This window comes from Phytohabitans kaempferiae (genome assembly GCF_042433955.1).
Lineage (GTDB): Bacteria > Actinomycetota > Actinomycetes > Mycobacteriales > Micromonosporaceae > Phytohabitans > Phytohabitans kaempferiae.
On record NZ_JBHLUH010000056.1, the window covers coordinates 209,468 to 231,694 of the forward strand.

23 protein-coding genes are annotated in these 22,227 nt (G+C 71.3%); 5 read left to right on the top strand and 18 right to left on the bottom strand.

What is annotated here, in order from left to right; genetic code table 11:
- Nucleotides 1–344: 344 nt before the first annotated feature.
- The 4 genes from recA to ACFFIA_RS26410 all read right to left on the bottom strand — a co-directional run bounded on the left by recA (nucleotide 345) and on the right by ACFFIA_RS26410 (nucleotide 4,326).
- Nucleotides 345–1,394, bottom strand: a complete 1,050-nt coding sequence (gene recA, locus ACFFIA_RS26395; RefSeq protein ID WP_173058220.1) for a recombinase RecA — start codon at nucleotides 1,392–1,394, stop codon at nucleotides 345–347.
- A 206-nt stretch (nucleotides 1,395–1,600) separates the two neighbouring features.
- The gene (locus tag ACFFIA_RS26400; RefSeq protein WP_377255118.1) at nucleotides 1,601–1,801 is read right to left on the bottom strand and encodes a DUF3046 domain-containing protein; all 201 of its coding nucleotides are present in this window, start codon (nucleotides 1,799–1,801) and stop codon (nucleotides 1,601–1,603) included.
- Between the two features lie 141 nt (nucleotides 1,802–1,942).
- Nucleotides 1,943–3,187, bottom strand: a complete 1,245-nt coding sequence (locus ACFFIA_RS26405; RefSeq protein WP_377255121.1) for an MFS transporter — start codon at nucleotides 3,185–3,187, stop codon at nucleotides 1,943–1,945.
- Nucleotides 3,184–4,326, bottom strand: a complete 1,143-nt coding sequence (locus ACFFIA_RS26410) for an acyl-CoA dehydrogenase family protein (protein WP_377255124.1) — start codon at nucleotides 4,324–4,326, stop codon at nucleotides 3,184–3,186. The genes ACFFIA_RS26405 and ACFFIA_RS26410 overlap by 4 nt, the downstream gene beginning before the upstream one ends.
- 69 nt (nucleotides 4,327–4,395) lie before the next feature.
- Between ACFFIA_RS26410 and ACFFIA_RS26415 the strand changes: the two genes are divergently transcribed.
- Entirely contained in the window at nucleotides 4,396–5,469 is a 1,074-nt protein-coding gene (locus ACFFIA_RS26415; protein ID WP_377255127.1) for a DNA polymerase III subunit beta family protein, read from the top strand.
- On the top strand, nucleotides 5,466–5,957 hold the full coding sequence (locus tag ACFFIA_RS26420) for a hypothetical protein (protein ID WP_377255130.1): 492 nt from the start codon (nucleotides 5,466–5,468) through the stop codon (nucleotides 5,955–5,957). Before ACFFIA_RS26415 ends, ACFFIA_RS26420 begins: the two co-directional genes overlap by 4 nt.
- Here the strand turns inward: ACFFIA_RS26420 and ACFFIA_RS26425 are convergent, their stop codons facing one another.
- Together ACFFIA_RS26425 and ACFFIA_RS26430 are read right to left on the bottom strand one after the other, a co-directional pair.
- On the bottom strand, nucleotides 5,958–7,748 hold the full coding sequence (locus ACFFIA_RS26425) for a glycoside hydrolase family 15 protein (protein ID WP_377255133.1): 1,791 nt from the start codon (nucleotides 7,746–7,748) through the stop codon (nucleotides 5,958–5,960). It lies immediately after the preceding gene.
- A gap of 13 nt (nucleotides 7,749–7,761) precedes the next feature.
- Nucleotides 7,762–8,217 (bottom strand): hypothetical protein, encoded by a 456-nt coding sequence (locus ACFFIA_RS26430; RefSeq protein ID WP_377255136.1) that lies wholly within the window; start codon nucleotides 8,215–8,217, stop codon nucleotides 7,762–7,764.
- Nucleotides 8,218–8,645: 428 nt separating this feature from the next.
- On the opposite strand from ACFFIA_RS26430, the gene ACFFIA_RS26435 reads away from it, so the two are divergent.
- From ACFFIA_RS26435 to ACFFIA_RS26445, 3 genes are all read left to right on the top strand, one after another.
- Nucleotides 8,646–9,722 (top strand): lytic polysaccharide monooxygenase auxiliary activity family 9 protein, encoded by a 1,077-nt coding sequence (locus ACFFIA_RS26435; protein ID WP_377255138.1) that lies wholly within the window; start codon nucleotides 8,646–8,648, stop codon nucleotides 9,720–9,722.
- A gap of 112 nt (nucleotides 9,723–9,834) precedes the next feature.
- A complete protein-coding gene (locus ACFFIA_RS26440) occupies nucleotides 9,835–10,299 on the top strand; it encodes a nuclear transport factor 2 family protein (protein WP_377255141.1) in 465 nt (154 codons plus the stop codon).
- Nucleotides 10,300–10,376: 77 nt separating this feature from the next.
- A complete protein-coding gene (locus tag ACFFIA_RS26445) occupies nucleotides 10,377–11,132 on the top strand; it encodes a FadR/GntR family transcriptional regulator (protein ID WP_377255144.1) in 756 nt (251 codons plus the stop codon).
- Nucleotides 11,133–11,726: 594 nt separating this feature from the next.
- On the opposite strand, the gene ACFFIA_RS26450 is transcribed toward ACFFIA_RS26445, so the two are convergent.
- From ACFFIA_RS26450 to ACFFIA_RS26505, 12 genes are all read right to left on the bottom strand, one after another.
- A complete protein-coding gene (locus tag ACFFIA_RS26450) occupies nucleotides 11,727–12,704 on the bottom strand; it encodes an FAS1-like dehydratase domain-containing protein (RefSeq protein WP_377255146.1) in 978 nt (325 codons plus the stop codon).
- Nucleotides 12,701–13,897, bottom strand: coding sequence for a CaiB/BaiF CoA transferase family protein (locus ACFFIA_RS26455; protein WP_377255148.1), 1,197 nt, complete (start codon nucleotides 13,895–13,897; stop codon nucleotides 12,701–12,703). Before ACFFIA_RS26455 ends, ACFFIA_RS26450 begins: the two co-directional genes overlap by 4 nt.
- Before the next feature lie 4 nt (nucleotides 13,898–13,901).
- Nucleotides 13,902–14,612, bottom strand: coding sequence for a VOC family protein (locus ACFFIA_RS26460; RefSeq protein ID WP_377255150.1), 711 nt, complete (start codon nucleotides 14,610–14,612; stop codon nucleotides 13,902–13,904).
- On the bottom strand, nucleotides 14,605–15,972 hold the full coding sequence (locus ACFFIA_RS26465; RefSeq protein WP_377255153.1) for a phenylacetate--CoA ligase family protein: 1,368 nt from the start codon (nucleotides 15,970–15,972) through the stop codon (nucleotides 14,605–14,607). The genes ACFFIA_RS26460 and ACFFIA_RS26465 overlap by 8 nt, the downstream gene beginning before the upstream one ends.
- Nucleotides 15,972–17,150: an ABC transporter substrate-binding protein gene (locus ACFFIA_RS26470; RefSeq protein WP_377255155.1), complete on the bottom strand. Its 1,179-nt coding sequence runs from the start codon at nucleotides 17,148–17,150 to the stop codon at nucleotides 15,972–15,974. Before ACFFIA_RS26470 ends, ACFFIA_RS26465 begins: the two co-directional genes overlap by 1 nt.
- Nucleotides 17,151–17,295: 145 nt before the next feature.
- Nucleotides 17,296–18,027 (bottom strand): ABC transporter ATP-binding protein, encoded by a 732-nt coding sequence (locus ACFFIA_RS26475; protein ID WP_377255158.1) that lies wholly within the window; start codon nucleotides 18,025–18,027, stop codon nucleotides 17,296–17,298.
- Nucleotides 18,014–18,841 carry an ABC transporter ATP-binding protein gene (locus ACFFIA_RS26480; RefSeq protein ID WP_377255160.1) on the bottom strand — a complete coding sequence of 276 codons (828 nt, stop codon included), beginning with the start codon at nucleotides 18,839–18,841 and terminating at the stop codon, nucleotides 18,014–18,016. The genes ACFFIA_RS26475 and ACFFIA_RS26480 overlap by 14 nt, the downstream gene beginning before the upstream one ends.
- 5 nt (nucleotides 18,842–18,846) lie before the next feature.
- A complete protein-coding gene (locus tag ACFFIA_RS26485) occupies nucleotides 18,847–19,812 on the bottom strand; it encodes a branched-chain amino acid ABC transporter permease (RefSeq protein ID WP_377255164.1) in 966 nt (321 codons plus the stop codon).
- Nucleotides 19,809–20,696 (bottom strand): branched-chain amino acid ABC transporter permease, encoded by an 888-nt coding sequence (locus ACFFIA_RS26490; protein ID WP_377255167.1) that lies wholly within the window; start codon nucleotides 20,694–20,696, stop codon nucleotides 19,809–19,811. The genes ACFFIA_RS26485 and ACFFIA_RS26490 overlap by 4 nt, the downstream gene beginning before the upstream one ends.
- A 260-nt stretch (nucleotides 20,697–20,956) precedes the next feature.
- Entirely contained in the window at nucleotides 20,957–21,133 is a 177-nt protein-coding gene (locus tag ACFFIA_RS26495) for a hypothetical protein (RefSeq protein ID WP_377255170.1), read from the bottom strand.
- On the bottom strand, nucleotides 21,133–21,972 hold the full coding sequence (locus ACFFIA_RS26500; protein ID WP_377255173.1) for an SDR family NAD(P)-dependent oxidoreductase: 840 nt from the start codon (nucleotides 21,970–21,972) through the stop codon (nucleotides 21,133–21,135). Before ACFFIA_RS26500 ends, ACFFIA_RS26495 begins: the two co-directional genes overlap by 1 nt.
- Nucleotides 21,969–22,205 (bottom strand): ferredoxin, encoded by a 237-nt coding sequence (locus ACFFIA_RS26505; protein WP_377255176.1) that lies wholly within the window; start codon nucleotides 22,203–22,205, stop codon nucleotides 21,969–21,971. The genes ACFFIA_RS26500 and ACFFIA_RS26505 overlap by 4 nt, the downstream gene beginning before the upstream one ends.
- Nucleotides 22,206–22,227 lie beyond the last annotated feature (22 nt).

The following is a 22,227-nucleotide window of genomic DNA, read 5'->3' on the forward strand; positions in this document are numbered from 1 at the left end:
GCCACCGGGCTCGTCACGGCGGCGGCCACGGGCCGCGGAGGGCCAACGCGAGCCGCCGACGGGCCGCCCGTCGGGGCTGCCGGCGACCGACCAGCCCGTCGCGAGCGGCTGGTCAGGGGCGGTCTCCTCCGCGCCGGAGTCGACCGCGCCGGGAGCCGGCACCGCGCCCTCCGGCCACTCGAAGTCGCCCTCGTCGCCACCGCTGAGCGGTGGTGCCGCCCACCGGCCGCGCGACCGCGCCGGGGCGGCACCACCGTCCGATGCAGACTTCGCACGGGGCGGTGCGGCATCCCAACCCCGCCCCGTGCGCGCGCCACGCCGTCGTCCGGCCATGGCGAGCCGGATCAGAAGTCGACCGGGGGCAGCTCGACCCCGCCGGCCTCGTCACTGGCGCCCTGGCCGACACCGAGCTTTTCGAGGATCTTCTTCTCGATCTCGGCGGCCACGTCCGGGTTTTCCTTGAGGAACTCGCGGGCCTTCTCTTTGCCCTGGCCGAGCTGGTCGCCGTCGTACGTGTACCACGCGCCGGACTTGCGGATGATGCTCTGCTCCACGCCGACGTCGATCAGCGAACCCTCGCGGGAGATGCCCTTGCCATACATGATGTCGAACTCGGCCTGCTTGAACGGCGCGGCCACCTTGTTCTTCACGACCTTGACGCGGGTGCGGTTACCCACCACGTCGGTGCCGTCCTTGAGGCTCTCGATGCGCCGCACGTCGAGACGGACCGAGGCGTAGAACTTGAGCGCGCGGCCACCGGTCGTGGTCTCCGGCGAGCCGAACATGACGCCGATCTTCTCGCGGAGCTGGTTGATGAAGATGGCGGTCGTGCCGGAGTTGTTGAGGATACCAGTGATCTTGCGGAGCGCCTGGCTCATGAGGCGGGCCTGGAGACCGACGTGGCTGTCGCCCATCTCGCCCTCGATCTCGGCGCGCGGCACGAGCGCGGCCACCGAGTCGATGACGATGATGTCGAGCGCACCGGAGCGGACCAGCATGTCGGCGATCTCCAGCGCCTGCTCACCCGTGTCGGGCTGGGAGACGAGCAGCTGGTCGGTGTCGACGCCGAGCGCCTTCGCGTACTCCGGGTCGAGCGCGTGCTCCGCGTCGATGAACGCCGCGATGCCGCCGGCCCGCTGGGCGTTGGCCACCGCGTGCAGCGCGACCGTGGTCTTACCGGACGACTCCGGGCCGTAGATCTCGACCACTCGGCCGCGCGGCAGACCGCCCACACCGAGCGCCACGTCGAGGGCGATCGAGCCGGTCGGGATGATCGCGGTCTGGATGACCGGCCGCTCCCCCAGCCGCATCACCGAGCCCTTGCCGAACTGCTTGTCGATCTGCGCTAGAGCGAGGTCGAGCGCCTTTTCCCGGTCAGGTGTTCCTGCCCCCATTGCCGCCACCCCTACATTCGCCGTCTTTGCGGGCGTCTTCGCCGAAGAGCTTCTCGTCACGCGGACACGCTAGGCGCTGGGTCTGACAGAAAACAGCCGACGGGCCGCAGCCTGTGGACAAGCACCCCGCTGTGGACAATAGCCGAACACTTGTACGACGCAAGCGACGACACGCCCGACAAGCAGCAACACGCGAAAAAGGTGACTCAGCGGAGTCGGGCCGGCACTCGATCGGGGTACGCGGCGACCACGGCACGCCACACCACCACCGTCGGGGTCCCCGCGTCCAGCGCCTCCTGGATGGTCCGCCCGTCGAGCTGGGTGAGCACCTGGTCGGAGGCGAGGCTGGCCGCGTACGCCGGGCCGAACGCCTGCTCCAACCGCGCCCAGAAGTCCGTGAGCCGCACCCGTCAAACCCCCAAGAACGAGCCGCGCCAGGGCGTGTCTGGTGGATCTTCGCAGGGCTGCGGCGGGCCCAGACGACGACCGGTGGCACCGGACCGCCGCCTGGACCTCGCCTCGCACCCACAAGACCCACCAGACACGCCCTAGACGCGCAACGAAAACACCACCGGCCGCAACGCTAGCGCGACCAGTGGCACGGTCGCGATGGCGGCCAAGGCGGTCAGCGTGGCGTACCCGCTCAGCTCGACCACAAAACCGCTCAGCGCCCCCGCGGACGCCCCCGCCAAGCCCGTGACCAGGTCGGACAGTCCCTGCGCCGACGGCCGTACCTCGGCCGGCACCGACTCGGACAGCAGCGTCGAGCCGGCCACCATCGTGGCCGACCAGCCGAGCCCGAGCAGCGTGAGCCCCACCGCGAGGCGCGCCGTGTCGTGCCCCGCCGTGCCGGCCACCGCGCAGGCCGCCAGCAGCAGCCCGACCCCGCCGAGGATCACCGGACGCCGCCCCAGCCGGTCGGTGAGCCAGCCGACGACCGGCGACAGCGCGTACATGCCGGCGATGTGCAGGCTCAGCACGATGCCCACCACCCGCAGCACGTCGGCGTCCGAATGCGACTCGCCAAGGCGTACCGGCGTCATGACCATGACCCCCACCATGACGAGGTGGCCGACGGCGACCGCGGCGACGCCCAGCCGGGCCGCCGGTCTTTCCGCGACCGCGCGCAGCGCGGGCCGGAAGCCCTCGCGATGTGGTGCCCGCTCGACCGCCGCGGCGCGCCGCGCGGTGAGGAGCGGGTCGGGCCGCATAAGCAGCAGGAGTACGGACGCCGCGCACCCGAACGCCAGCACACTGAACACGAAGGGGCCGGTCAGCGCGGGTATCCCGGACCAGCGCACCGCGTCGTCGGCGAGCGCGGCGAAGTTGGGCGCGGCCACCGAGCCGATCGTGGTCGCCCACACCACCAGCGACAGGTCGCGCCCGCGGCGGGGCGGCTCGGCGAGGTCGACGGCCGCGTACCGGGCCTGGAGGTTGGCCGCCGACCCGCCGCCGAAGAGCGCCATGCCGACGAAGAGCAGCGGTACGTAGTCGAGCGCCGCGGCCACCACGACGAGCACGCCACCGAGCACGCCCGCGAGGTACGCGGTCGCGAGCCCCCATCGCCGCCCGCGCGCGTTGGTGATGCGGGTGAGTGGCACGACGAGCAGCGCGCCGCCCACCACGCCCGCGCTCGTGGCCAGACCGGCGATGGCGGTGCCGCCGAGCCGCGCGGCCAGCAGCGCGCCGACCGAGAGCCCGATGGCCACGCCCATCCCGCCGATGACCTGCGTGACGAAGAGCAGGCGCAGGGTCCGGCGCTGGATGGCGGGGGCATCGACAAGGCTCGTCACAGCCCCAGGCTACGCCCGATGATCTCCTTCATGATCTCCGTGGTGCCGCCGTAGATCGTCTGCACGCGGCTGTCGAGCCACGCCTTGGCGACCGGGTACTCCAGCATGTAGCCGTAGCCACCGTGCAACTGGACGCACCGGTCGGCGACCCGGTTCTGCAACTCGGTCGTCCACCACTTCGCCTTGGCCGCGTCGACCACCGTGAGCCGCCCGGCGTTGTACTCCCGCACGCAGTGGTCCAGGAACGTCCGCGCGATCGTCACCTCGGTGTCGAGCTCGGCGAGGAGGAAGCGGTTGTGCTGGAACTTCCCGATCGGCCGGCCGAACGCCTCGCGGTCGCGCGCGTACTCCAGCGTGATCGCCAGCAGCCGCTCGCAGGCCGCGACCGCCGCCACCGCGATGCCGAGCCGCTCGCGGGGCAGGTTGCCCATGAGGTGGTAGAAGCCGTGGTTCTCCGTACCGATGAGGTTGTCGGCGGGCACGCGGCACTCGTCGAAGAAGAGCTCGGCCGTGTCGTTGGCCTTCAGGCCCACCTTCTCCAGGCGGCGGCCCCGGGAGAAGCCGGGCGTACCCCGCTCGACCGCGAACAGGCTCACGCCGTGGGCGCCCTCGTCCGGCGCGGTCTTCGCGACCACCACCACGAGGTCGGCCATGTCGCCGTTGGTGATGAAGGTCTTCTGTCCATTGAGGACCCACGAGTCGCCGTCGCGCACCGCCGACGTGCGCACGCCGGCCAGGTCGGAGCCGGCGCCCGGCTCGCTCATCGCGATCGCGGTGACGATGTCGCCGGAGCAGAAGCCGGGCAGCCACCGCTTGCGCTGGTCTTCGGTGGTGAGGTCGGTCAGGTACGGCGCGACGACGTCGTTGTGCAGCGCGAAGCCGAGGCCGGAACAGCCCGACGTCACGATCTCCTCCACCAGCACCGCGTTGAAGCGGAAGTCGCGCTGCCCGCCCCCGCCGTACGCCTCGTCGACGTCCATCCCCAGCAGCCCCGCCGCGCCGGCCTTGCGCCACACCTCGCGGTCGACGGTGCCGGCCTCCTCCCACGCGGCGTGGTGCGGCACCGCCTCGCGCGCCAGAAACTCCCGGCACAGCTCGCGGAACTCCGCGTGCACCGGCTCGTACAGATGCTGGTCCATGGGTCAAGTGTCGCAGCGCGCCGGCGTCCCTGTTGACCTTCAGGTTGGTCGAACCTTCAGGATGGCGACGTGACAGGTCGGGACGATCTCCTGCCGATCGGTACGTTCGCGCAGGTCACCGGGGTGACCGCGAGCGCCCTTCGGTTCTACGACGACTGCGGGCTGGTGCGGCCGGCCGCCGTCGACCCGGCGACGGGCTACCGCTACTACTCGGCCGCGCAGGTGGAGGAGGTGACGCTCATCCGGCAACTGCGCGAGGCGGGCCTGCCGCTGGGCGACGTGCGACGCGTGTTGACCGCCTCGGAGGAGCAGGCCCAGCGGCTGATCGCGGACCACCTGAGGGCGATGGAGCGGGCCGTCGAGGAGGCGCGGGGAAAGGCGTCCGCCGCCATGGCGCTGGTCAGGTCGCGGCTCGGCGCCGCCGTCTCGCTGCCGGGCCAGATGCTGGCCGACGGGATCGGCCAGGTGTCGCCGGCGGCCCGCGCCGGTGGACCGGAGCCCGTCCTCGGCGGCGTGCTGTTCGAGGTCGACGGGCGGGAGCTGCGGCTGGTGGCCACCGACCGGTACCGGCTGGCGGTGCGGTCGATGGCCATCGGCGGTCGCCCCCGCGACCCGGCCACGGCGGTCGTCCCGGCGGACCTGCTGGAGCGGGCGCGCCCATGGATCGGCCGGCAGGAGACGGTGGGCGTCACGGTCACCGGTGCGGGCGTCCGGCTCGCCGGCCCGGCCGGGGAGGAGACGCTGGCCGCCATCGCCGGCGAGTATCCCCGCTATCGGATCGTCCTCGACCAGCTGCCGGAACCTTCGACGCGGGCGGTGATCCCCCGGCGGACCCTGCTGTCGGCCCTCGGCGACGACCCCGAGGCCCGGGTCCACCTGGTGATCGGCGACGGCGTGACGGTGCGGCCGTCCGGCGCGCGCCGGCCCGTCACCATCCCGGCCGAGACGGCGGGCGCGCCGCTCGCGATCAGCTTCCAGCACGCGACGCTGCGCCCTGTGCTGGCGGCCAGCGTCGGCCCGGACGTGATGCTGCAACTCAGCCGCCCCGACCAGCCGGCTGTCGTGCGATCCGCCGACGACGGCGACCTGACCACGCTCGCCATGCCCGTGACCATCGACCCGACTCCAGGGGGAGCAGCATGACCCAGCAGGACACCGACCCCACGATGACCCGGATCCTCGCGGCGGTCCGCCTCGGCCACGAAGGGGAGAAAGCCCGAGCCCGCCAGGAACTCACCGCCGTGTGGGCGGACCTCGGCGTCGACGGCGATCCGCTGCACCGGTGCACGCTCGCCCACTACCTCGCGGACCTCCAGGAATCGACGGAAGAGGAGCTGGCCTGGGACGAGCGCGCCCTGGCCGCCGTGGCCTCGCTCACCGACGAGCGTGCGCGGCGGTACGACGGGTCGCTACAGGTGCGGGCCTTCCTGCCGTCACTGCACCTCAACCTCGCCGATTGCCACCGCCGCCTCGCCGACGAGCGGCAGGCCCGCCAGCACCTCACGACCGCCCGCGAACTCGTCACCGACCTGCCCGACGACGCGTACGGCGACCTCATCCGCCAGGCGATCCGCGACGTCAGCGGGGCACTCGACGCCGGCTCCACCGACCGCCTGGCCTCGCATCCCTGATCAGGCGGTGGTCTCCGGTGCCTCGCGGATCGCCAGGGCGGCCTGGATGAGCGCGGCGTGGGTGAGCGTCTGCGGGTAGTTGCCGAGATGGTCGCGCGTGGCCGGGTCCATCTCCTCCGCGTAGAGGCCGAGCGGGCTGGCGTGCGCGAGCAACGCCTCGAACAGGGCCACCGCCTCGGCGCGCTGACCGGTGGCGGCGAGCGCCTGGACCAGCCAGAACGAGCACGGCAGAAACGCGCCCTCGGTACCGGGCAGGCCGTCGCGGCCCGGCGGATAGCGGTACAGCAAAGGTCCTCCGGCGGACAGCTCGGCGCGCGTGGCCGCGATCGTGCCGCGGACCCGGGGCGAGTCGGGATCGTCGAGGCCGATGACCGGCATGAGCAGCAGCGCCGCATCCAGGTTGGCGGAGCCGTAGCTACGCGTGTAGCTGCCCTTGGCCGGGTCGAAGCCGCGGGCCCGCACCTCGGCCGCGAGCGCGTCCCGCGCGGTCTGCCACCGGCGGCGTTGCGCGGCCGGTACCCGGTGTGTCTCGGCGATGCACAGCGCCCGGTCGAGCGCGAGCCAGCCCATGAGCTTGGAGTGCACGTGGTGGGCCGGATCGCCGCGGATCTCCCAGATCCCGGCGTCGGGCTCGGCCCACCGGCGGGCGACGAGGTCGGTGAAGCCGCGCATCGCCCGCCACGTCTCGCCGTACAGGTGTTGGCCGGCCTGCACGAGTACCCAGGCCGCGTCGACGACCCAGCCGTAGCCGTCGAGCTGGTGCTGGTCGGTCGCGTCGTTGCCGAACCGCACCGGCACGCTGCCGGCGTAGCCGGGCCAGCCGGCCAGTTCGCGTTCGCGCGGTACGTGGCGCCCATCGAGGGTGAGCAACGCCGGCAGGCTGGGGCGCTGGAGGCGGCTGGCGTGCAGCAGCCAGCCGAGGAAGCCGTGGGCCTCCTGGTGCTTGCCGGCGCCGAGGAACGCGGCGATGCCGATGCTGGCGTCGCGGGGCCAGACGTAGCGGTAGTCCCAGTTCCGTACGCCGCCGGGCTCCTCGGGCAGGGAGGTGGTCGGCGCGGCGACCGGGGCGTTCGAGGGTGAGTAGGTCAGCAGCCGCAGCGTGAGCAGGCTGCGCACCACGGCTTCGCGGAAGGGAAGCGAATCGTCGATCTCGGCGCTCCAGGCACGCCAGCGCTCCTCGTCCCCGGTCAGCAGGTCCCAGGCCGCGGCCGGGTCGACGTGGACGAGGGGTTCCCGGTGGGCTACGCCCAGCACGAAGGTGACCGGCTGGCCGGGGGTGACCGTGACCGAGGTGGCTCGCCCCGGCACGACGGCCACCTGCGGGGCGCAGGTGAGGGAGATGGCGAGCGGCCCCCATTCGCACACCAGTCGCGCGCGGCGGCGGATCCGGGGCGGGCGGTGCCCTTCCCCGAAGCGGGGATCGAAGTCGACGGCGGCCTCCACCGGCGCCCCCTCGGCCGACAGGCGCCGCACGAGCAGCGTCGCGGGCAGCAGGCGCCCGGCCACCTCGGCCACCATCGCCTCGGTGAGCGTGAGCCGTCCCTCGCCCACCTGCCAGGTCGTCGCCAAGGTCGCGGTGTGCGGCCGGTAGCCACGTTCGACGACCGGCGCCGGACCGGCCGGACCGAGCCGGAACGTCCCGGCCGCCGGGCCGCCGACCAGCCGACCGAAGACCGGCTTGTCGTCGAAGCGGGGGACGCAGAACCAGTCGATCGCTCCGGTACTCGACACCAGCGCGGCGGTACGGGTATCGCCGAGCAGCCCGTAGTCGCCGATCGGCCGAGCAGGCATCACGGACACCTCCTCAGCGGGCCTGGAGGAGCAGCCCCAGCATGGCTCCGTAGACGAGATGGGCGACGACCGTGACGGCGGGAGTCTGTATGCCGTAGTTGAGGGCGAGCACGCCGGGCGGTTCCAGTACGGCCGTGCTGGCCGGGCCCGCGCGGTGCGACGCCATGCGCGGATGGACGCCCGGGACCAGCGGGATGAGCACCAGCAGCGCGATGGACACGTGAAGGGCGCCCAGCAACATCCCGAACCACCAGCTGGCGAGGTCCAGCAGGGCGAAGGTGGCCGCGTACCCGAGGGCGAAGCCCTGACCCGCGGTGAGGTGGATGAAGAACCCGGCGATCCGCGCCTTGTCCGGATCGTCGGTCGCAATCGTGCCGAGCACCAGGGGAAGGTCGAGCCGGGTGAGCCCGGCCAGTTGAGCAGTGATCATCACGGCGGTGAGGGCGGTGGTGGCCACCAGCCCGAACAAGGCCCATCCGGCCCAGTCCATCTCAGCGGCGGCCGTGTCCGCGCGACGCGGCCTCGGCCACGGCGGGCCGGCGCCTCACCCCGGGGAGACGATTCAGTGCGCTCATCGGTCCACCTCCGGCAGGACCCGGCGGTACGGTGCCGCCTGCCGTATTCACCGCACGCCGCCAGGTGAAACCTCGCCGGGGAGGCTGGCGTGAGACGGCGGGTCGGGCTACGTCCGGAGGTGGGCCGAGCCCGCGCCACCATCCTGGCATTCACGAACGTAAATCTGACAGGTAGCATCACCCCGGGAGCCGTAAAGCCGACGCGGCAGTTTTCTTCCGCTGCCCGCGTACTCGACGTCACGTACGTCAGCCACCGCGTGCCCTCGACGCGCCCACGCATGTGTCGAGCGTCCACGCCCGAGTACGAACCCGCTGGAGAGTCATGGAAGCTTCGAAGCGAGCAAAACGCCTCGTCGTCGGTACGGTCGCCGCCGTGGCGGCCGCCTTCACGATGGTCGTCATCGCCCAGGTCACCCCCGCCTCGGCGCACGGCTCGGTCACCGACCCCCCGTCCCGCAACTACGGATGCTGGGACCGCTGGGGCGACGACCACCTGAACCCCAACATGGCGCAGACCGACCCGATGTGCGCCCAGGCCTGGCAGGCCAACCCCAACACGATGTGGAACTGGAACGGGCTGTACCGCGAGAACGTGGGCGGCAACCACCAGGCCGCGGTGCCGGACGGCCAGCTCTGCAGCGGTGGCCGCACGCAGGGCGGGCTCTACGCCTCGCTCGACACGGTCGGCGCGTGGGTCGCCAAGTCGATCCCGAACAACTTCACCCTGACCCTCACGGACGGGGCGCGGCACGGTGCCGACTACATGCTGATCTACATCACCAAGCAGGGCTTCGACCCGACCCGGCAGCCGCTCACCTGGGGCAGCCTGGACCTGGTCCTGCGCACCGGCAGCTACCCGACCACCGGCCTCTACCAGGCCCAGGTGAACGCGGGCAACCGCACCGGGCGGCACGTCGTCTACACGGTCTGGCAGGCGAGCCACATGGACCAGCCGTACTACCTGTGCAGCGACGTCGTCTTCGGCGGCGGCGGCAACCCGCCGGCCACCACGCCTCCCGTCACCACGCCTCCCGTCACCACCCCGCCGGCGACCACCCCGCCCGTCACGCCGCCGGTGACGACGCCGCCTCCGGGCAACGGCGCCTGCACCGCGACGTACACCAAGACGAACGAGTGGAGCGGCGGATTCGGCGCCAACGTGACGGTGACCGCCGGCAGCAGCGCGATCAGCGGTTGGACGGTGCGGTGGACCTGGCCCAACGGGCAGAGCATCACCAGTTCGTGGAACGCGACGATAACCGTGAGCGGCACAGCGGTGACCGCCGCGAACGCGGGCTACAACGGCCGGTTGAACGCCGGCCAGAGCACGAGTTTCGGGTTCAACGGATCCTGGAACGGCACGAACACCACGCCGACACTGAGCTGTACGGCCACCTGAGGTAGAGCCGGCGGGGGCGGACACCATCGCGGTGCCGCCCCCGCCGCATGTCCGGACACCACACAACGAACCATAGTAATGGTATGCATAATTTTCGGTTACCATGGACGGCATGACCGACCTGGACACGCTGGCGGCGCGAGTACACCGGCTGGAACAGATGGAGCGGGCGCGGGGCCTCCTGCACGAGTACGCGGCCACGGTGGACCGGCGGGAGGTCGAGCCCGTGGTCGCGCTCTTCCACCGGGACGCGGTGCTGCGAAACCCGCGCGGCACCTTCACCGGCGGTACGGAGATCGCCGAGGCGTTCCGGGCCGCCTGGGAGATCGAGCCGTCACTCAAGCAGCACTTCGTGGCGACTCCCAAGCTGACCGCGGAGAGCGACGACACCATCGCGGCGGCGGCTCGTTTCCTGTTCGTCGGCCGCGCTCGGGAGCGTTCGGTCATCGGCTGGGGCACCTACGACCTGCGCGTCGACGCAGCGGGGTCGCACGCGCTGTTCCGATCGATGAAGATAACCGTTGAGCTTTCGACGGACCTCGACGCCGGCTGGGCGTTGGACCCGACGCCCGTCTGAGCACGGGTCGGCGGGATGCGCATAACGATGGTAATGTTTGCCAGAGTAATGGGGTTCTCGGAGGAGCGATGGCGTCCATGATGTCCTCGACCGCAAACGGCGGTCAGCGGCCACAGAAGGCGGCGATGCTCCTCGCCCAGCGGATCATCCGCGACGTGCAGAATGAGCACCTCAAGCCGGGCGACCACCTCGAGCCCGAGCGCTCGATGCTGGAGCGCTACGAGACCGGGCGGGGCACGCTGCGTGAGGCCCTGCGCTTCCTGGAGTTCCAGGGCGTCATCGTCATCAAGCCGGGTCCGCGCGGCGGCCCGATCCTGGTCGATCCCAACGCGTCCCACCTCGCCAGCACGCTCGTGCTGCTGATGCAGCTCAAGCAGGCACCCTTCCGCAACATCGTCGAGGTGCGCACGGCGCTGGAGCCGATGATCAGCCGGCTGGCCGCCGACCGGATCTCCGACGAGTCCCTGGCCGAGCTCGGCGGCACCATCCACCAGATGCGCGACCACCTCGACAACCAGGACCGCTTCCTCGAGGCCAACCAGCGCTTCCACGACATCATCGCCTGGTCGTCCGGGAACACGCTGTTCGGCTACATCGTCGACTCGCTGCTCGGCATCCTCGACGGCACGGTGATCGGCATCGACTACCCGAGCCCGCGCCGCGCCGCGATCCTCAAGGCCCACGAGGGCATCCACCAGGCGCTGCTGTCGCGCGACCCGCAGGCGTCCGAAGACCGGATGCGCGACCACATCAACGAGTACGTGCGATACGCCGAGCGGAAGTTTCCCGAGGTGCTCGACCAGGTGATCCGCTGGGACCGCGCGGTCGTCTAGAGAGCTTCGCGGTCGGGTTGGCGCCGCTTCGCGACGCGGCTATGTCAGGGACATAGCCCCTCGCGGCCGGTCTGAAAGGGCCATGTCCCCGACATAGCCCACGCCCCGGCCACGTCGGGCGCGGCAGGCCCAGCGGACCCGGCACACACGCCACGCAGCCACGCATCCAGCGCCCGTCCCGGTGCTGGGCGCACCGGTGCGCCCAACTCGACAGCTTCTCCAACACACCACACCAGGTCCGAACGCGGCCCAACCCACGCGACCACTCGACACCGAAATCTTTCGCGGTCAGGGCTTACGATCGCGGACACTTTGGTCGTGGACCGCGCGGGGTGAGGCTGCGGGAGCAGCGGCCCTGAGCACGACGGGCATCGCGGCAGCTCCCCTCAGTCACACCAGAATCGAACCGCGACGGAAACGCGGACCTCGCGACCGCGAAAGATCTCTAGACCGTCCGTTCAAAAGACAGATCCGGGCTACCGCGACGTCCGTCGTGGTCCAGGCCGTTGCTCCCGCAGCCTCGCCCTCCGCGGTTCGATCCGCCGGTGAAGGTAAGAGTGAGGGCCGGGCTTCAGGACTGGGCCCTGGAGCCGGCTAGGCCGGGGTCCAGACGCGGCCGCGGCCGGTGACCGGGCGGCGCGCTCCCTGGGTGAAGGCGATCTCGACCTCGACCTCGGTGCCCGCACGGCCGTCCGAGGCGGTGGCCTCCGCGACGTCACGGACCGTACCGGTGACCGCCAGGTCCTCGCCGGAGAGCACGAAGTCGTGCAGCTTCACCGGGCCGATCCGGCGCAGCACCGCCGAAGGGCCGGCCCACTCCAGCAGCAGCCGGTCGATCATCGTGAAGATGAACATGATGTCGGCGTACGCGGCCGGGGCGCCGCCCTCCCGGGCCGCCTCGTTGTCGATGTGCGTGGGCGCGAAGTCGCGGTTGGCGCCGGAGACCATGACCAGCCGCTGCAACGACAGGTGCATCGACAGCGGGCCGACGAGGTCACCGGCGTGGGGAGACGAGGCGCTACCGACCGGCCCGGGCGGCGCCGACGACGTGGCCGGCACCGGCGGCGGTGAGGAAGCGGATGGCGACGGCGCCGACGGCGTGTAGCTGTAGATCGACGTGCGCTCCACCGCGACCACCGTGCCGTCCTGGCGGCGGAACTCAAGCTCGAAGTCGACGTACACGCCCTCGCCGACCCGTGTGGTCTTGGGCGTCTCGCGCACGATCCGGTACGTGGTCTCGATCCGGTCGCCGATCCGCAGCGGCTCCAGGAACTCCAGGTCGACGCTGGTGGTCACCATCTCCGAGCCGGGCAGGTCGAGCTTGGTCCACATGAACGGCGGCAGCGTCCCCGGCTTCAGCGGCTCCTCGCCCGGCGCCCAGTACGCCGGCATCGCGGCGGTGAGCAGCATCGACCACGGCGCGATCACCGTGTCGTGGCCGTGCGCCCGGGCCGCGTCGGCGTCGCTGTAGAGCGGCCACTCCATCTCGTGCGCCTCGACGTACCGGCGGACGGCGGAGTACGAGATCTCCTCCGCGCCGACGGTCTTCGCGACGACCTCGCCGGGCGTCATCCGAGTACCCCCTTCTCCCGCAGGTCCTGGATCTCGCCCGCGTCGTAGCCGAGCGCGGCCAGCACCTCGTCGCCGTGCTCGCCCACCGCCGGGGCCATCTTCAGGTCACCGACCGGCTCCCCGTCGAACTGCACCGGGTTCGAGACGAGCGCGAAGCCGTCGGCCGCACCGATGTAGCCGTTGGCGATCACCTGCGGGTCGCGTACGGTCTCGGCCGCGGTCTGCACCGCCGCCCACGGCCCCTCCATGCCGTCGAACGCGACCCGCCACTGCGCCAGCGTGCGGCTGGCGAAGACCTCGTCCAGCGCCTCCACGCACTCCTTGACGTGCCGCGCGCGTACCTCGGCGGTGGCGAAGCGCGGGTCGGCGGCCAGGTCGGGCCGCTCGATGCGGCGGCAGAAGTCGTGCCAGTACCGGTCCGGCTCGATGAACACGAGGTACAGCCAGCGGCCGTCGCTGGTGCGGTAGCTGTTGGTCAGCGCGCCGTGTGCGGGGTCGTACCGGCCGGTGGCGTGCAGGATCTCCGAGTCGTAGTACGCCGCCGACAGGTTCGGCCCGAGCATCCAGAGCGCCGCGGAGAGCAGCGAAACGTCCACAACGGACGGTTGGCCGGTGCGCTCCCGCTTGAGCAGCGCGCCGGCGATCCCCGCGGCGAGGTTGAAGCCGGCCTGCAGGTCGACCATGCCGGGCGGCATCGCGGGCGGCTCGTCGGCGCCGAACGCCATCATCTGCGCGGCCATGCTCGGCCGCCCCCAGCCGGCGGAGATGTCGTACCCGCCCAGGTCGGCCTCGGGTCCCTTCGGGCCCTGGCCGGTGGCTTTGGCGTACACGAGCCGGGGGTTGACCGCGCGCAGATCGTCGACGTCGACGCGGAGCTTGCGCCGCGCGGGCGCGAGGAAGTTGGTGAGGAAGACGTCGGCCGAGGCGACCAGCCGCAGCAGCACCTCCCGGCCGCTTTCGGCGTGCAGGTCGAGCGCGACGCTGCGCTTGCCCCGGTTGGGCAGGTGCGTCATGGTCATGGCGGCCGGCTCGTCCCAGGACGGGGTGAACCTGATGTTCCGCTGCGGGTCGCCCTTCGGATGCTCGACCTTGATGACCTCCGCGCCCCACTCGGCGCACACCGCGCCACAGGAGGGAACCATCGTCCAGGTGGAAAGCTCGACTACTCGGATGCCGCTCAGTACGTCGTACACGTCCTCACCGCCTTGCCTCGGTCGTGACCCGCCGCGGTACGTGGTCCCGCCACTCCCACTCGTCGCGCAGTACGGAGTCGACGGTGATGCCAGCAACCCGTTCGATGTCGGGGCTCTGTGCGATCTGGACAAGGCAGCCCTGCGTGTCACGCGGGCTGAGATACGCCTCGTGCCACTCCGGGGCGCTGCGGTCGATGTCGACCACCGTCAGCCCGCCCCGCGCGAGGTCGTCGATGGCATTGGTGAGGTCGGGCGTGAAGAAGGTGAGGTGGTGCATGCCGCCACTGCCCCGCGCCTCCAGGAAACGCGCGATCGGGCCGGGCCGCATCGGCTCGAGCAGTTCGACCTTCGTCCCGCCGGAGGTGCCGCCGGGCCCGCCCGGATACGTGAAGTGCATGCTCCGCACGCCCACCCCGTGGTGGACGCCACCGGTGACGAGCGTCCCGCCGAGCAGGTCGCCGTAGAGCGTGGCGGCCGCCCGCAGGTCGCGCACGACGATGCCGACGTGGTCGAGGCGGGTCCCCGGTGGCGCCTCCGCCGGGTCGACCATGCCGATCTCCCAGGCGAACTCGCCGAGCAGCGCGGCGATGCGCTCGCCGAGCACACCGAGCACGCCACCGCCGCCGAGGTCGTCCAGGCGGGCGCGCATCCGCTCGACCGCCCGCCACGCCTGCGCGGTCGCCGCGCGCAGGTCGCCCACACCGTTCTCAGCCATTGCCCACCCCCGCGCGTACGACCCGGTCGTCACTCCAGCGCCGTGACTTGAACTGCTGCTCGGGCATCTGCCGCGGGTCGACCACGGAGATGTCGACGCTGATCCCGACCGCCTGCTTGACCTCCTGGCGGAGCCGCGACGGCAGCTCGGCCACCGACTCCGGCGACGTACCGGCGGCGAACGCGATGGTCACCTCGACCGACTCCCGGCCGCGCTCGTCGCTGTAGACACGGCCGCGGTAGTCGACCACCGGCGCGCGCAGCAGCACCGCGTCCATCGCGTCCGGCCACACGTTCATGCCGCGGATCTTCAACATGTCGTCGACCCGTCCGATCGTGCCCGCGGCGTAGCAGGACGTACGCCGGCCGCAGCCGCAGGACCCGGGCGCGAGCAGCCGCACCTTGTCGGCCATCCGGAAGCGGATCGCCGGCTGGCCGCCGGGACGCAGTGTGGTCACCACGATCTCGCCGGTCTCGCCCGGCGCCACCGGTTCGCCGGCGGCGTCCACGACCTCGATCCAGCACCGGTGGTCGAGACCGTGCAGCATGGCGTGCCGCGGAGTACCGTCGCCGTCCACCGCCACCGCGCCCCGCTCGCAGGTGCACATGGCGACGCCGAGCGTCTGGGTCGCGCCCCAGCCCTCGCACACCGTCGCGCCCCAGAACTCGGCGGTGTCGTGCGCCCAGGAGGCGCCGTACGGCTCGCCGGAGAGGAAGATGGCCTTCAGCGAGGGCAGGTCCTTCGCCGGCCGCAGCCCCGCCTCCCGCGCCTCCAGCGTGAGCCGGTGCACATAGGACGGTGTGGCGGAGATGCCGGCGCAGGCGAAGCGGTACAGGTCGCGCAGCCGGTCGGCGGTGTTCGCGGCGAAGCCGTTGACCGGCACCAGGCCGGCCGCCGCACAGGTCTCCTGGAAGTACGGGCCGGCCATCGTCTGGCTGTACGGGATGGTCAGCATCAACCGGTCCCCCGGCACCAGGCCGGCCCAGAGGTACTCGTACGCCCCGGGGATGCCCAGCCCGGCGAGGTCCCACGCGTCACGGGGGTAGATCTCCCGCCCCGCACCGCTGGTGCCGCTGGTCAGATGGAGCTGCCGCACCGACTGGCTGGTCGGCTCGGCACCTCCGCCGGGCAGCGTCCGCTGGAAGTCCAGCAGATCCTGCTTGCTCGCCATCGGCACGTGGCGCCGCACGTCGTCGAGCGTCCGCAGCCGCTCGGGTCGAAGGTCGGTGCGGGCGTAGAGCCACCGGTACAGCGGTGACGTCGCGGCGGCGCGCTGGACGGCGGCGACGGCGGCGCGGGAGACGAAGCCGAGCAGCTCGGCTTCGTCCATCCCCTCGACGACCCGGTTCGCGGCGGGCATCAGGCGCCGTACCCCTCGACCGGGACCTCCTTCTCGTCGCGCCACTCGATCAGCAGTCCGGGCGCCTGCGAGACGTTGTTCTTGTAGGTGATCTTCCCGAGCGCGCCGTCGAAGCCGGCCGCGCCGACCTCCTGGAGCGCCGTGTTGATCGCCTCGCGATCGGTGCTGTTGGCCTGCTTGAGCGCCCGGGCCAGGAACCACACCTCGTCGTACGCGGCGGCGGCGTAGTTGTTCGGCAGCGCGTCGAACATCTTCTGGTACCGCTCGTTGAAGTTCTTGACCTGCGGGTTGTCCACGAGGTTGCTGAAGTTCGTCGGCCAGAACACGCCGTTGCCCTGTGCCCCGAGCGGGTTGATCGCGCCGGCCATGCCGATCGAGCCGACGATGATCCCGCCGAAGTTGGCCCGGCGCAGGGCCAGCACGATCGCGTTGTTGGCGGTGCCGGAGGCGAGTACCACCACCGCGTCCGGGTTGCGGGCGACCACTTTGGACACCACGCCGGTCGCGTCGGTGGCCGCGGTTGGCGAGGCCTCCTTGGCGACGACGTTGAGCCCGGCCTCCTGGAGCAGCGGCGGCAGGGTGGAGTCGGCCCACTTCTGCGTGCTGGAGACGTCCTGGTTGTAGATGATGGCGACGTTCTTGGCGCCCTTGTCGCGCAGGTACTTCGTCTCCCAGTGGAAGTACTGGTCGGCGGGGGGCGTTGCGGCCCAGACGTACTTGCTGCCCTCGGCGAACTCGCCGCTGCTGGAGAGGTAGATCATGGGCACCTTGGAGCGCTCGGCGAGCGGTGCCTCCGCGGCCACCACGGTCGACAGGATCGAGCCGAGCACGACGCTGGCCTTCGACTGGATCGCCTGGTTGAGCATCGCGACGCCCTGGGCGGGCTGGCTGCCGGTGTCCTTGAACTCGATTTCGAGCTTGGAGTCGCCGAGGAAGCCGCTGCTGTTGATCTCCTCGAGCGCGACCTTCTGCCCGTTCTCGCTGGCCTTGCCGGCCGGGCCGGCGAACCCGGAGGTCTCCGAGATCGCGACGACCTTGATGGTGGCGGGCAGGCCGGCATCGCCGCCGCCCTCGGTACCTCCCCCGCCGCAACCGGCGGCGGTGAGCGCTATGGCGGCACCGGTGGCGAGCAGCATCTGGGGCCGCCGCGAGCGCCTTGTGTGACTGTCCACGAGCATCGTCCTTCACCTGTGTGCCTAGGCGTATCTAGGACTATGATCTGCATCATAAGTTTGATCACAGTTGTCACGCAACGGCAATCCGTTCATAAGATGCGCATAGATTTGTCGCCGCATGAGCCGCCTTCGCGGCTTGGCGTGCAGGTCAGCGGTCGGCTGGCTCGTCCGGCAGGTCGACGAAGCCGCTGAGAGTGCCGACGCCGGTCTTGACCCGGCCCGTCGTGTCCACTTCGGTGATCTCCCCGCGTTCCATCACGATGGCGCTCGTCGCCAGCTCCTGTGCCATGGCCGCGTTCTGCTCGACCATCAGCACCGCGATGCCGGACTCGGCGATCGACTGCACGGTGGTCATCACCGTGTCGACCGCGACCGGCGCGAGCCCCATCGAGGGCTCGTCCATCATCATCAGCTTCGGTGAGCCCATGAGCGCCCGGCCGAAGGCGAGCATCTGCTGCTCGCCGCCGCTGAGCAGGCCCGCCTGCCGGTCGCGGCGGTCGGCGAGCACCGGGAAGCGCTCGTAGATCTCCTCAAGAAGCTTCGCCTTCTCGGTCCGGCTGGTCCGCGCGTACGCGCCGATCAGCAGGTTGTCCCGCACCGAGAGCGGGCTGAAGATGCGCCGCCCCTCGGGCACCAGCGCGATGCCGGCCTTGACGATCCGGTTGGTACGCCAGCGGGTGATGTCCACCCCGTCGAAGACGACCCGCCCGCCGGCCTTGGGCACCAGGCCCACGATCGAGCGGAGCAGCGAGGACTTGCCGGCGCCGTTCGAGCCGAGCACGACCACGACGTCGCCGTCGCCGACCGAGCCGGAGAAGTCCCGCACGGCGGTGACCGCACCGTACCGGACCGACACATTGGAGATCTCAAGCAGCGGCACGACGCCCCCTTCCCAGGTACGCCTCGACGACCTTCGGCTCGCGGATCACCTCGGCGGGCCGCCCGGACCCGATCAGGTGGCCGCTGTCCAGCACGTACAGGTGGTCGCAGATGTCGACCATCATCTTCAGGTCGTGCTCGACCAGGACCTGGGTCACGCCCTCGTGCCGCAGCCGCAGCAACAGCTCGCCGATCTCGTCCCGCTCGGCGCGGTTCATGCCGGCGGTCGGCTCGTCGAGCAGGAGCAGGCGCGGCTCGGCGGCGAGCGCCCGGGCGATCTCCACCTTGCGCTGTACGCCGTACGACAGGCTCAGCGGCCGCTCGTCGCGCAGGTCCGTCAGGTGCAGCCGCTCCAGTGCCGCCTCGGCGCGGGCCCGTACCTCCGCCTCCCGGCTCCGCGTCCACCACGGCATCAGCCACTGCCGGAGGAACGACCCCCCGTAGACCGACTGGTCGGCGCCGAGCATCGCGTTCTCCAGCACCGAGAACTGCGGCATCAGCCGTACCGTCTGGAACGTGCGGGCCAGGCCCATCCGGGCGACCTGGAACGGCGTGCGGCGCATGACGTCCTCGCCGCCGACCAGGATGCTCCCGCTGGTCAGGTCGAGCAGCCGGGAGATGGCGGCGAGCAGCGTGCTCTTGCCGGAGCCGTTCGGGCCGGCGAGGCCGTAGAGCCGGCCGCTCTCCACGGTCAGCGACACCCCGTCGAGCGCCTTCACACCGCCGAGGTTCACCGCCGCGTCCCGTACCTCCAGGCTCGGCACCGGCGCCGAGGGCGCCGCGCCGCCCGATGCGTGTGTCGTCGCTTGCGTCATCGGCGTCAACCCTTCACCCGGTCGGCGGGGACCGGCTCGGCCTTCTCCGCCGTGCCACGGTCCGGTGGCGGGCCGCCCGGTGGCCCGCCGGCGAGCGCCGGTGCCCCGCCGCGCGGACGTCCAGCACCGACCTTCGGGGCGAGCTTGTGCCAGAGCCAGCGCAGCGCGCCGAGCACCCCCTCGGGGGCGTACATGACCACGAGGACCAGGACCACGCCGTAGACGAGGTGCTGGTACTCGCCGATGGTCGCGGCCAAGCTGGGCAGCCAGGTGATGATGATCGTGCCGATCACCGCGCCGATCCACGACGAGGTACCGCCGATGACGGCCATCGTCAGCGTGGTGATGATCAGTGTGAAGCCGGCCGAGGTCGGCGAGACGGTGCTGAACGTCGAGACGTACAGCGAGCCGGAGAGCGCACCGAGCGCGGCCGAAATCGCGAAGACCGTGCGCTTGCGGCGCCGCAGGTCCACGCCGACGCTCATCACCAGTTCCTCGCTCGCCTTGATGCCGACCAGCGCACGGCCGACCGACCGCCGTTCGAGCTGGCTGACCAGGATGATCGCGACGACCGCGGCGGCGAGCAGGCCGCCGGTGCCGACCCCGAGGGGTACGCCGAGCAGGCCGAGCGCGCCGCCGGTCAGCGACCCGCCGTTGGTCGCCACCACGGTGAGGATCAGGTCGAACGCGAAGGTGACCATGCCGAGGTAGAGGCCGCGCAGCCGGATCAGCGGCGCGGACATCAGGTACGCGACGAGCCCGGAGATGAGGATCATCAGCAGCATCGCCGGAAGGACCGGCCAGCCGCGCATGGTCAGGATGCCGGTGCCGTACGCGCCGACGCCGTAGAAGCCGATGCTGGCGAAGCTGAAAACGCCCGAGCGCAACGCGATCTGCACGCTCAACGCCAGCGGGATGCTGATCAGCATGCCCTGGATCAGCGTGAGATGGCTGAAGTACCAGCTCGTCATACCCGCTCCGCCAATCCCTTGCCCACCACGCCCTGGGGACGCAGCAGGATGACCAGGAGGATGATCGCGAAGGAGATCGCGTCGACCCAGGTCCCGGACGTCTGCGAGATGACGACGGTCTCGGTGGCGGCCAGTACGACCGCGCCGATCGCCGTACCCCAGACGCTGCCGACCGAGCCGAGGATGATGATCGCGAAGCCCTTGAGCATGAACGGCTCGCCGCTGGCCGGGGTGAGCGCCCCGAGGTAGATCACCAGCAGCATGCCGGCCAGCCCGGCGAGCGACCCGGCGATCAGCATGGTCACCGCGGACAGGGCCCGCGTGTTGACGCCCATCAGCTCGGCGGTCTCCCCGTCGTACGCGACCGCTCGCAGCGCCCGCCCGGTGCGTGTGCGGGAGACCCACATCGCCAGAGCGGTGCAGAGCGCGGCACCGAGCAGGATGATCATGATCTGGATGGTGGAGATCTGCGTGTGCTCGCCGAGGCGGTACGCGGTCCAGTCCAGGTGCCCGATGCCGAACGGACTGTCGTGTGTGTACGCCACCGCGAGCGTCACCGGGATGCCCGCCGCGCCCACGCCCGCGATCAGCGTGAGCAGCTCGGCTTGTCGCTTGTCGGCGACCTTCGCACGGATATGTCGAAAAACGATGACGTCGAGCAACAGTGTGCAGACGCCGGCGGTACCGACGCCGACCACGAACAGCAGTGGAAGTGGCAGGTCTACGAACTCGGTCACGACGTACGCGGTGAAGGCACTGAACATCATCAGTGCCCCGTGCGCCAGGTTCAGCACGTCGAGCGCACCCCAGGACAGGGTGAGACCCAGGCTGAATAGCACGTAGACCGCGCAGAGCACCGCGCCGTTGATCATCTGCTGGGTCATTCGGCTCCCCTCGCGACGTTGATCGGGGGCGATCTTGTAATCACTGATAATGGTAGGAAGGGAAGTGGCTGTCAAGGAACCGAAACAATCCCGTAGCACCCGTGAACAGAACGCCGGATCGAGCTCACCTGTTCGGTCGCGCACAGCCCTGAGCCGCGCCGGTCGGCCTTGCCGATCCCTGGCGCGGCACCGCGCGAAGAACGCCTGGGGCAGGCCGCCACCGACCTCGATCGACTCGTCGGAGACGTACGAGGCGGCGTCTACACCTCCGGCAACTCCTCCCGGGCGGCTACGAGCAGACGGAGCGTGGACAGCACCGGCGTGGGTACGCCCCGCGCCGCGGCGCTGCGCGTGATCGTCCGGACCGGCAGGAACAGCGCGCCGGAGACGGCGTTCGAGACCGCGCCCACCACCGCGACCCGCACGCGGGCCGCCATCAGGTCGCCCGCCGGCCGGCCTCGAATATCGCGCCGCCGGCGGCGTTCTCACCCTTGGTCCAGCGCGAGTCGCCCGGTATCGCGGTGAAGCCCCCGTCCACCACCAGCGTGTGCGCCGTGATCATCTCGGCGGCCGGGCTCGCCAGGAATGCCACCGCCTCAGCGATGTCCTCGGCGAACGCCGGCCGCTTGCCGTCGGTACGCGACTTGAGCAGCTCCACGGTGCGCTCGATCGCGGTGGCGTCGCCGGTGGCGAGGTCGGCGTTCATCGGCGTGGCGGTCGGGCCGGGCATGACCGCGTTGACCCGGATGCCGTGCGGGCGCAGCTCGCCGGCGACCGAGCGCATCAGCCCGAGGATGCCGGCCTTCGCCGCGCTGTACGCGTGGTTGCCCACGCCGCCGACCACCGCGGCCGGGCTCGTGGTCGCCACGATGACGCCGCTGCCCCGGGGCCGCATGACCCGGGCGGCGTGCTTCATCGACAGGAACACCCCGCGCAGGTTGATCGCCCAGGTGGTGTCCACGGCGGCCATGTCGGCGGTGTGGACCGGCCCGTACGCGCCGAAGACGCCCGCGTTGGCGAACATCAGGTCGAGCCGCCCGAACGCCTCGACGGCCAGGTCCACCGCGGCCGAGACGTCCTCCTCCCGCGCCACGTCGACGCGGAGCGCCCGGGCCGCCGGCCCGATCCGCCACGCCAGCTCCTCCACCTGCTCGCCCTGCACGTCGGCGAGCACGACCCGCCAGCCGCGGTCGGCGAGCAGCCGCGCGGTCGCCGCCCCGATGCCGCTCGCCGCCCCGGTGACGACCGCGACATCCCCATTACGCCGGTCACTCATGATGCCGCGGCGGTGCGGTCGCGCACGTGGATGGCCTGTACCGGGCAGTTGTTGGCGGACTCCTCGACCGCGCCGCGCAACGTGGCCGGCACCGGGTCGAGCAGCACGACCGCGCGCTCCTCGTCGTCCACGTCGAAGACCTCCGCGGCGTAGATGAGGCAGAGCGCGTGGCCCTCGCAGGCGACCCGGTCGACCTCCACCGTGAAGCCCTCGTCGCCGGCACCTGTCGTCATGGTCGCTTCCCTCCGATCCGGA

Coding starts and splice junctions, on each gene's coding strand:
- recA (WP_173058220.1), bottom strand. CDS start 1,394: ATGGGGGCAGGAACACCTGACCGGGAAAAGGCGCTCGACCTCGCTCTA.
- ACFFIA_RS26410 (WP_377255124.1), bottom strand. CDS start 4,326: ATGGACCAGCATCTGTACGAGCCGGTGCACGCGGAGTTCCGCGAGCTG.
- ACFFIA_RS26420 (WP_377255130.1), top strand. CDS start 5,466: ATGACCCAGCAGGACACCGACCCCACGATGACCCGGATCCTCGCGGCG.
- ACFFIA_RS26425 (WP_377255133.1), bottom strand. CDS start 7,748: ATGCCTGCTCGGCCGATCGGCGACTACGGGCTGCTCGGCGATACCCGT.
- ACFFIA_RS26435 (WP_377255138.1), top strand. CDS start 8,646: ATGGAAGCTTCGAAGCGAGCAAAACGCCTCGTCGTCGGTACGGTCGCC.
- ACFFIA_RS26440 (WP_377255141.1), top strand. CDS start 9,835: ATGACCGACCTGGACACGCTGGCGGCGCGAGTACACCGGCTGGAACAG.
- ACFFIA_RS26445 (WP_377255144.1), top strand. CDS start 10,377: ATGATGTCCTCGACCGCAAACGGCGGTCAGCGGCCACAGAAGGCGGCG.
- ACFFIA_RS26450 (WP_377255146.1), bottom strand. CDS start 12,704: ATGACGCCCGGCGAGGTCGTCGCGAAGACCGTCGGCGCGGAGGAGATC.
- ACFFIA_RS26460 (WP_377255150.1), bottom strand. CDS start 14,612: ATGGCTGAGAACGGTGTGGGCGACCTGCGCGCGGCGACCGCGCAGGCG.
- ACFFIA_RS26465 (WP_377255153.1), bottom strand. CDS start 15,972: ATGCCCGCCGCGAACCGGGTCGTCGAGGGGATGGACGAAGCCGAGCTG.
- ACFFIA_RS26470 (WP_377255155.1), bottom strand. CDS start 17,150: ATGCTCGTGGACAGTCACACAAGGCGCTCGCGGCGGCCCCAGATGCTG.
- ACFFIA_RS26480 (WP_377255160.1), bottom strand. CDS start 18,841: ATGACGCAAGCGACGACACACGCATCGGGCGGCGCGGCGCCCTCGGCG.
- ACFFIA_RS26485 (WP_377255164.1), bottom strand. CDS start 19,812: ATGACGAGCTGGTACTTCAGCCATCTCACGCTGATCCAGGGCATGCTG.
- ACFFIA_RS26490 (WP_377255167.1), bottom strand. CDS start 20,696: ATGACCCAGCAGATGATCAACGGCGCGGTGCTCTGCGCGGTCTACGTG.
- ACFFIA_RS26495 (WP_377255170.1), bottom strand. CDS start 21,133: ATGGCGGCCCGCGTGCGGGTCGCGGTGGTGGGCGCGGTCTCGAACGCC.
- ACFFIA_RS26500 (WP_377255173.1), bottom strand. CDS start 21,972: ATGAGTGACCGGCGTAATGGGGATGTCGCGGTCGTCACCGGGGCGGCG.
- ACFFIA_RS26505 (WP_377255176.1), bottom strand. CDS start 22,205: ATGACGACAGGTGCCGGCGACGAGGGCTTCACGGTGGAGGTCGACCGG.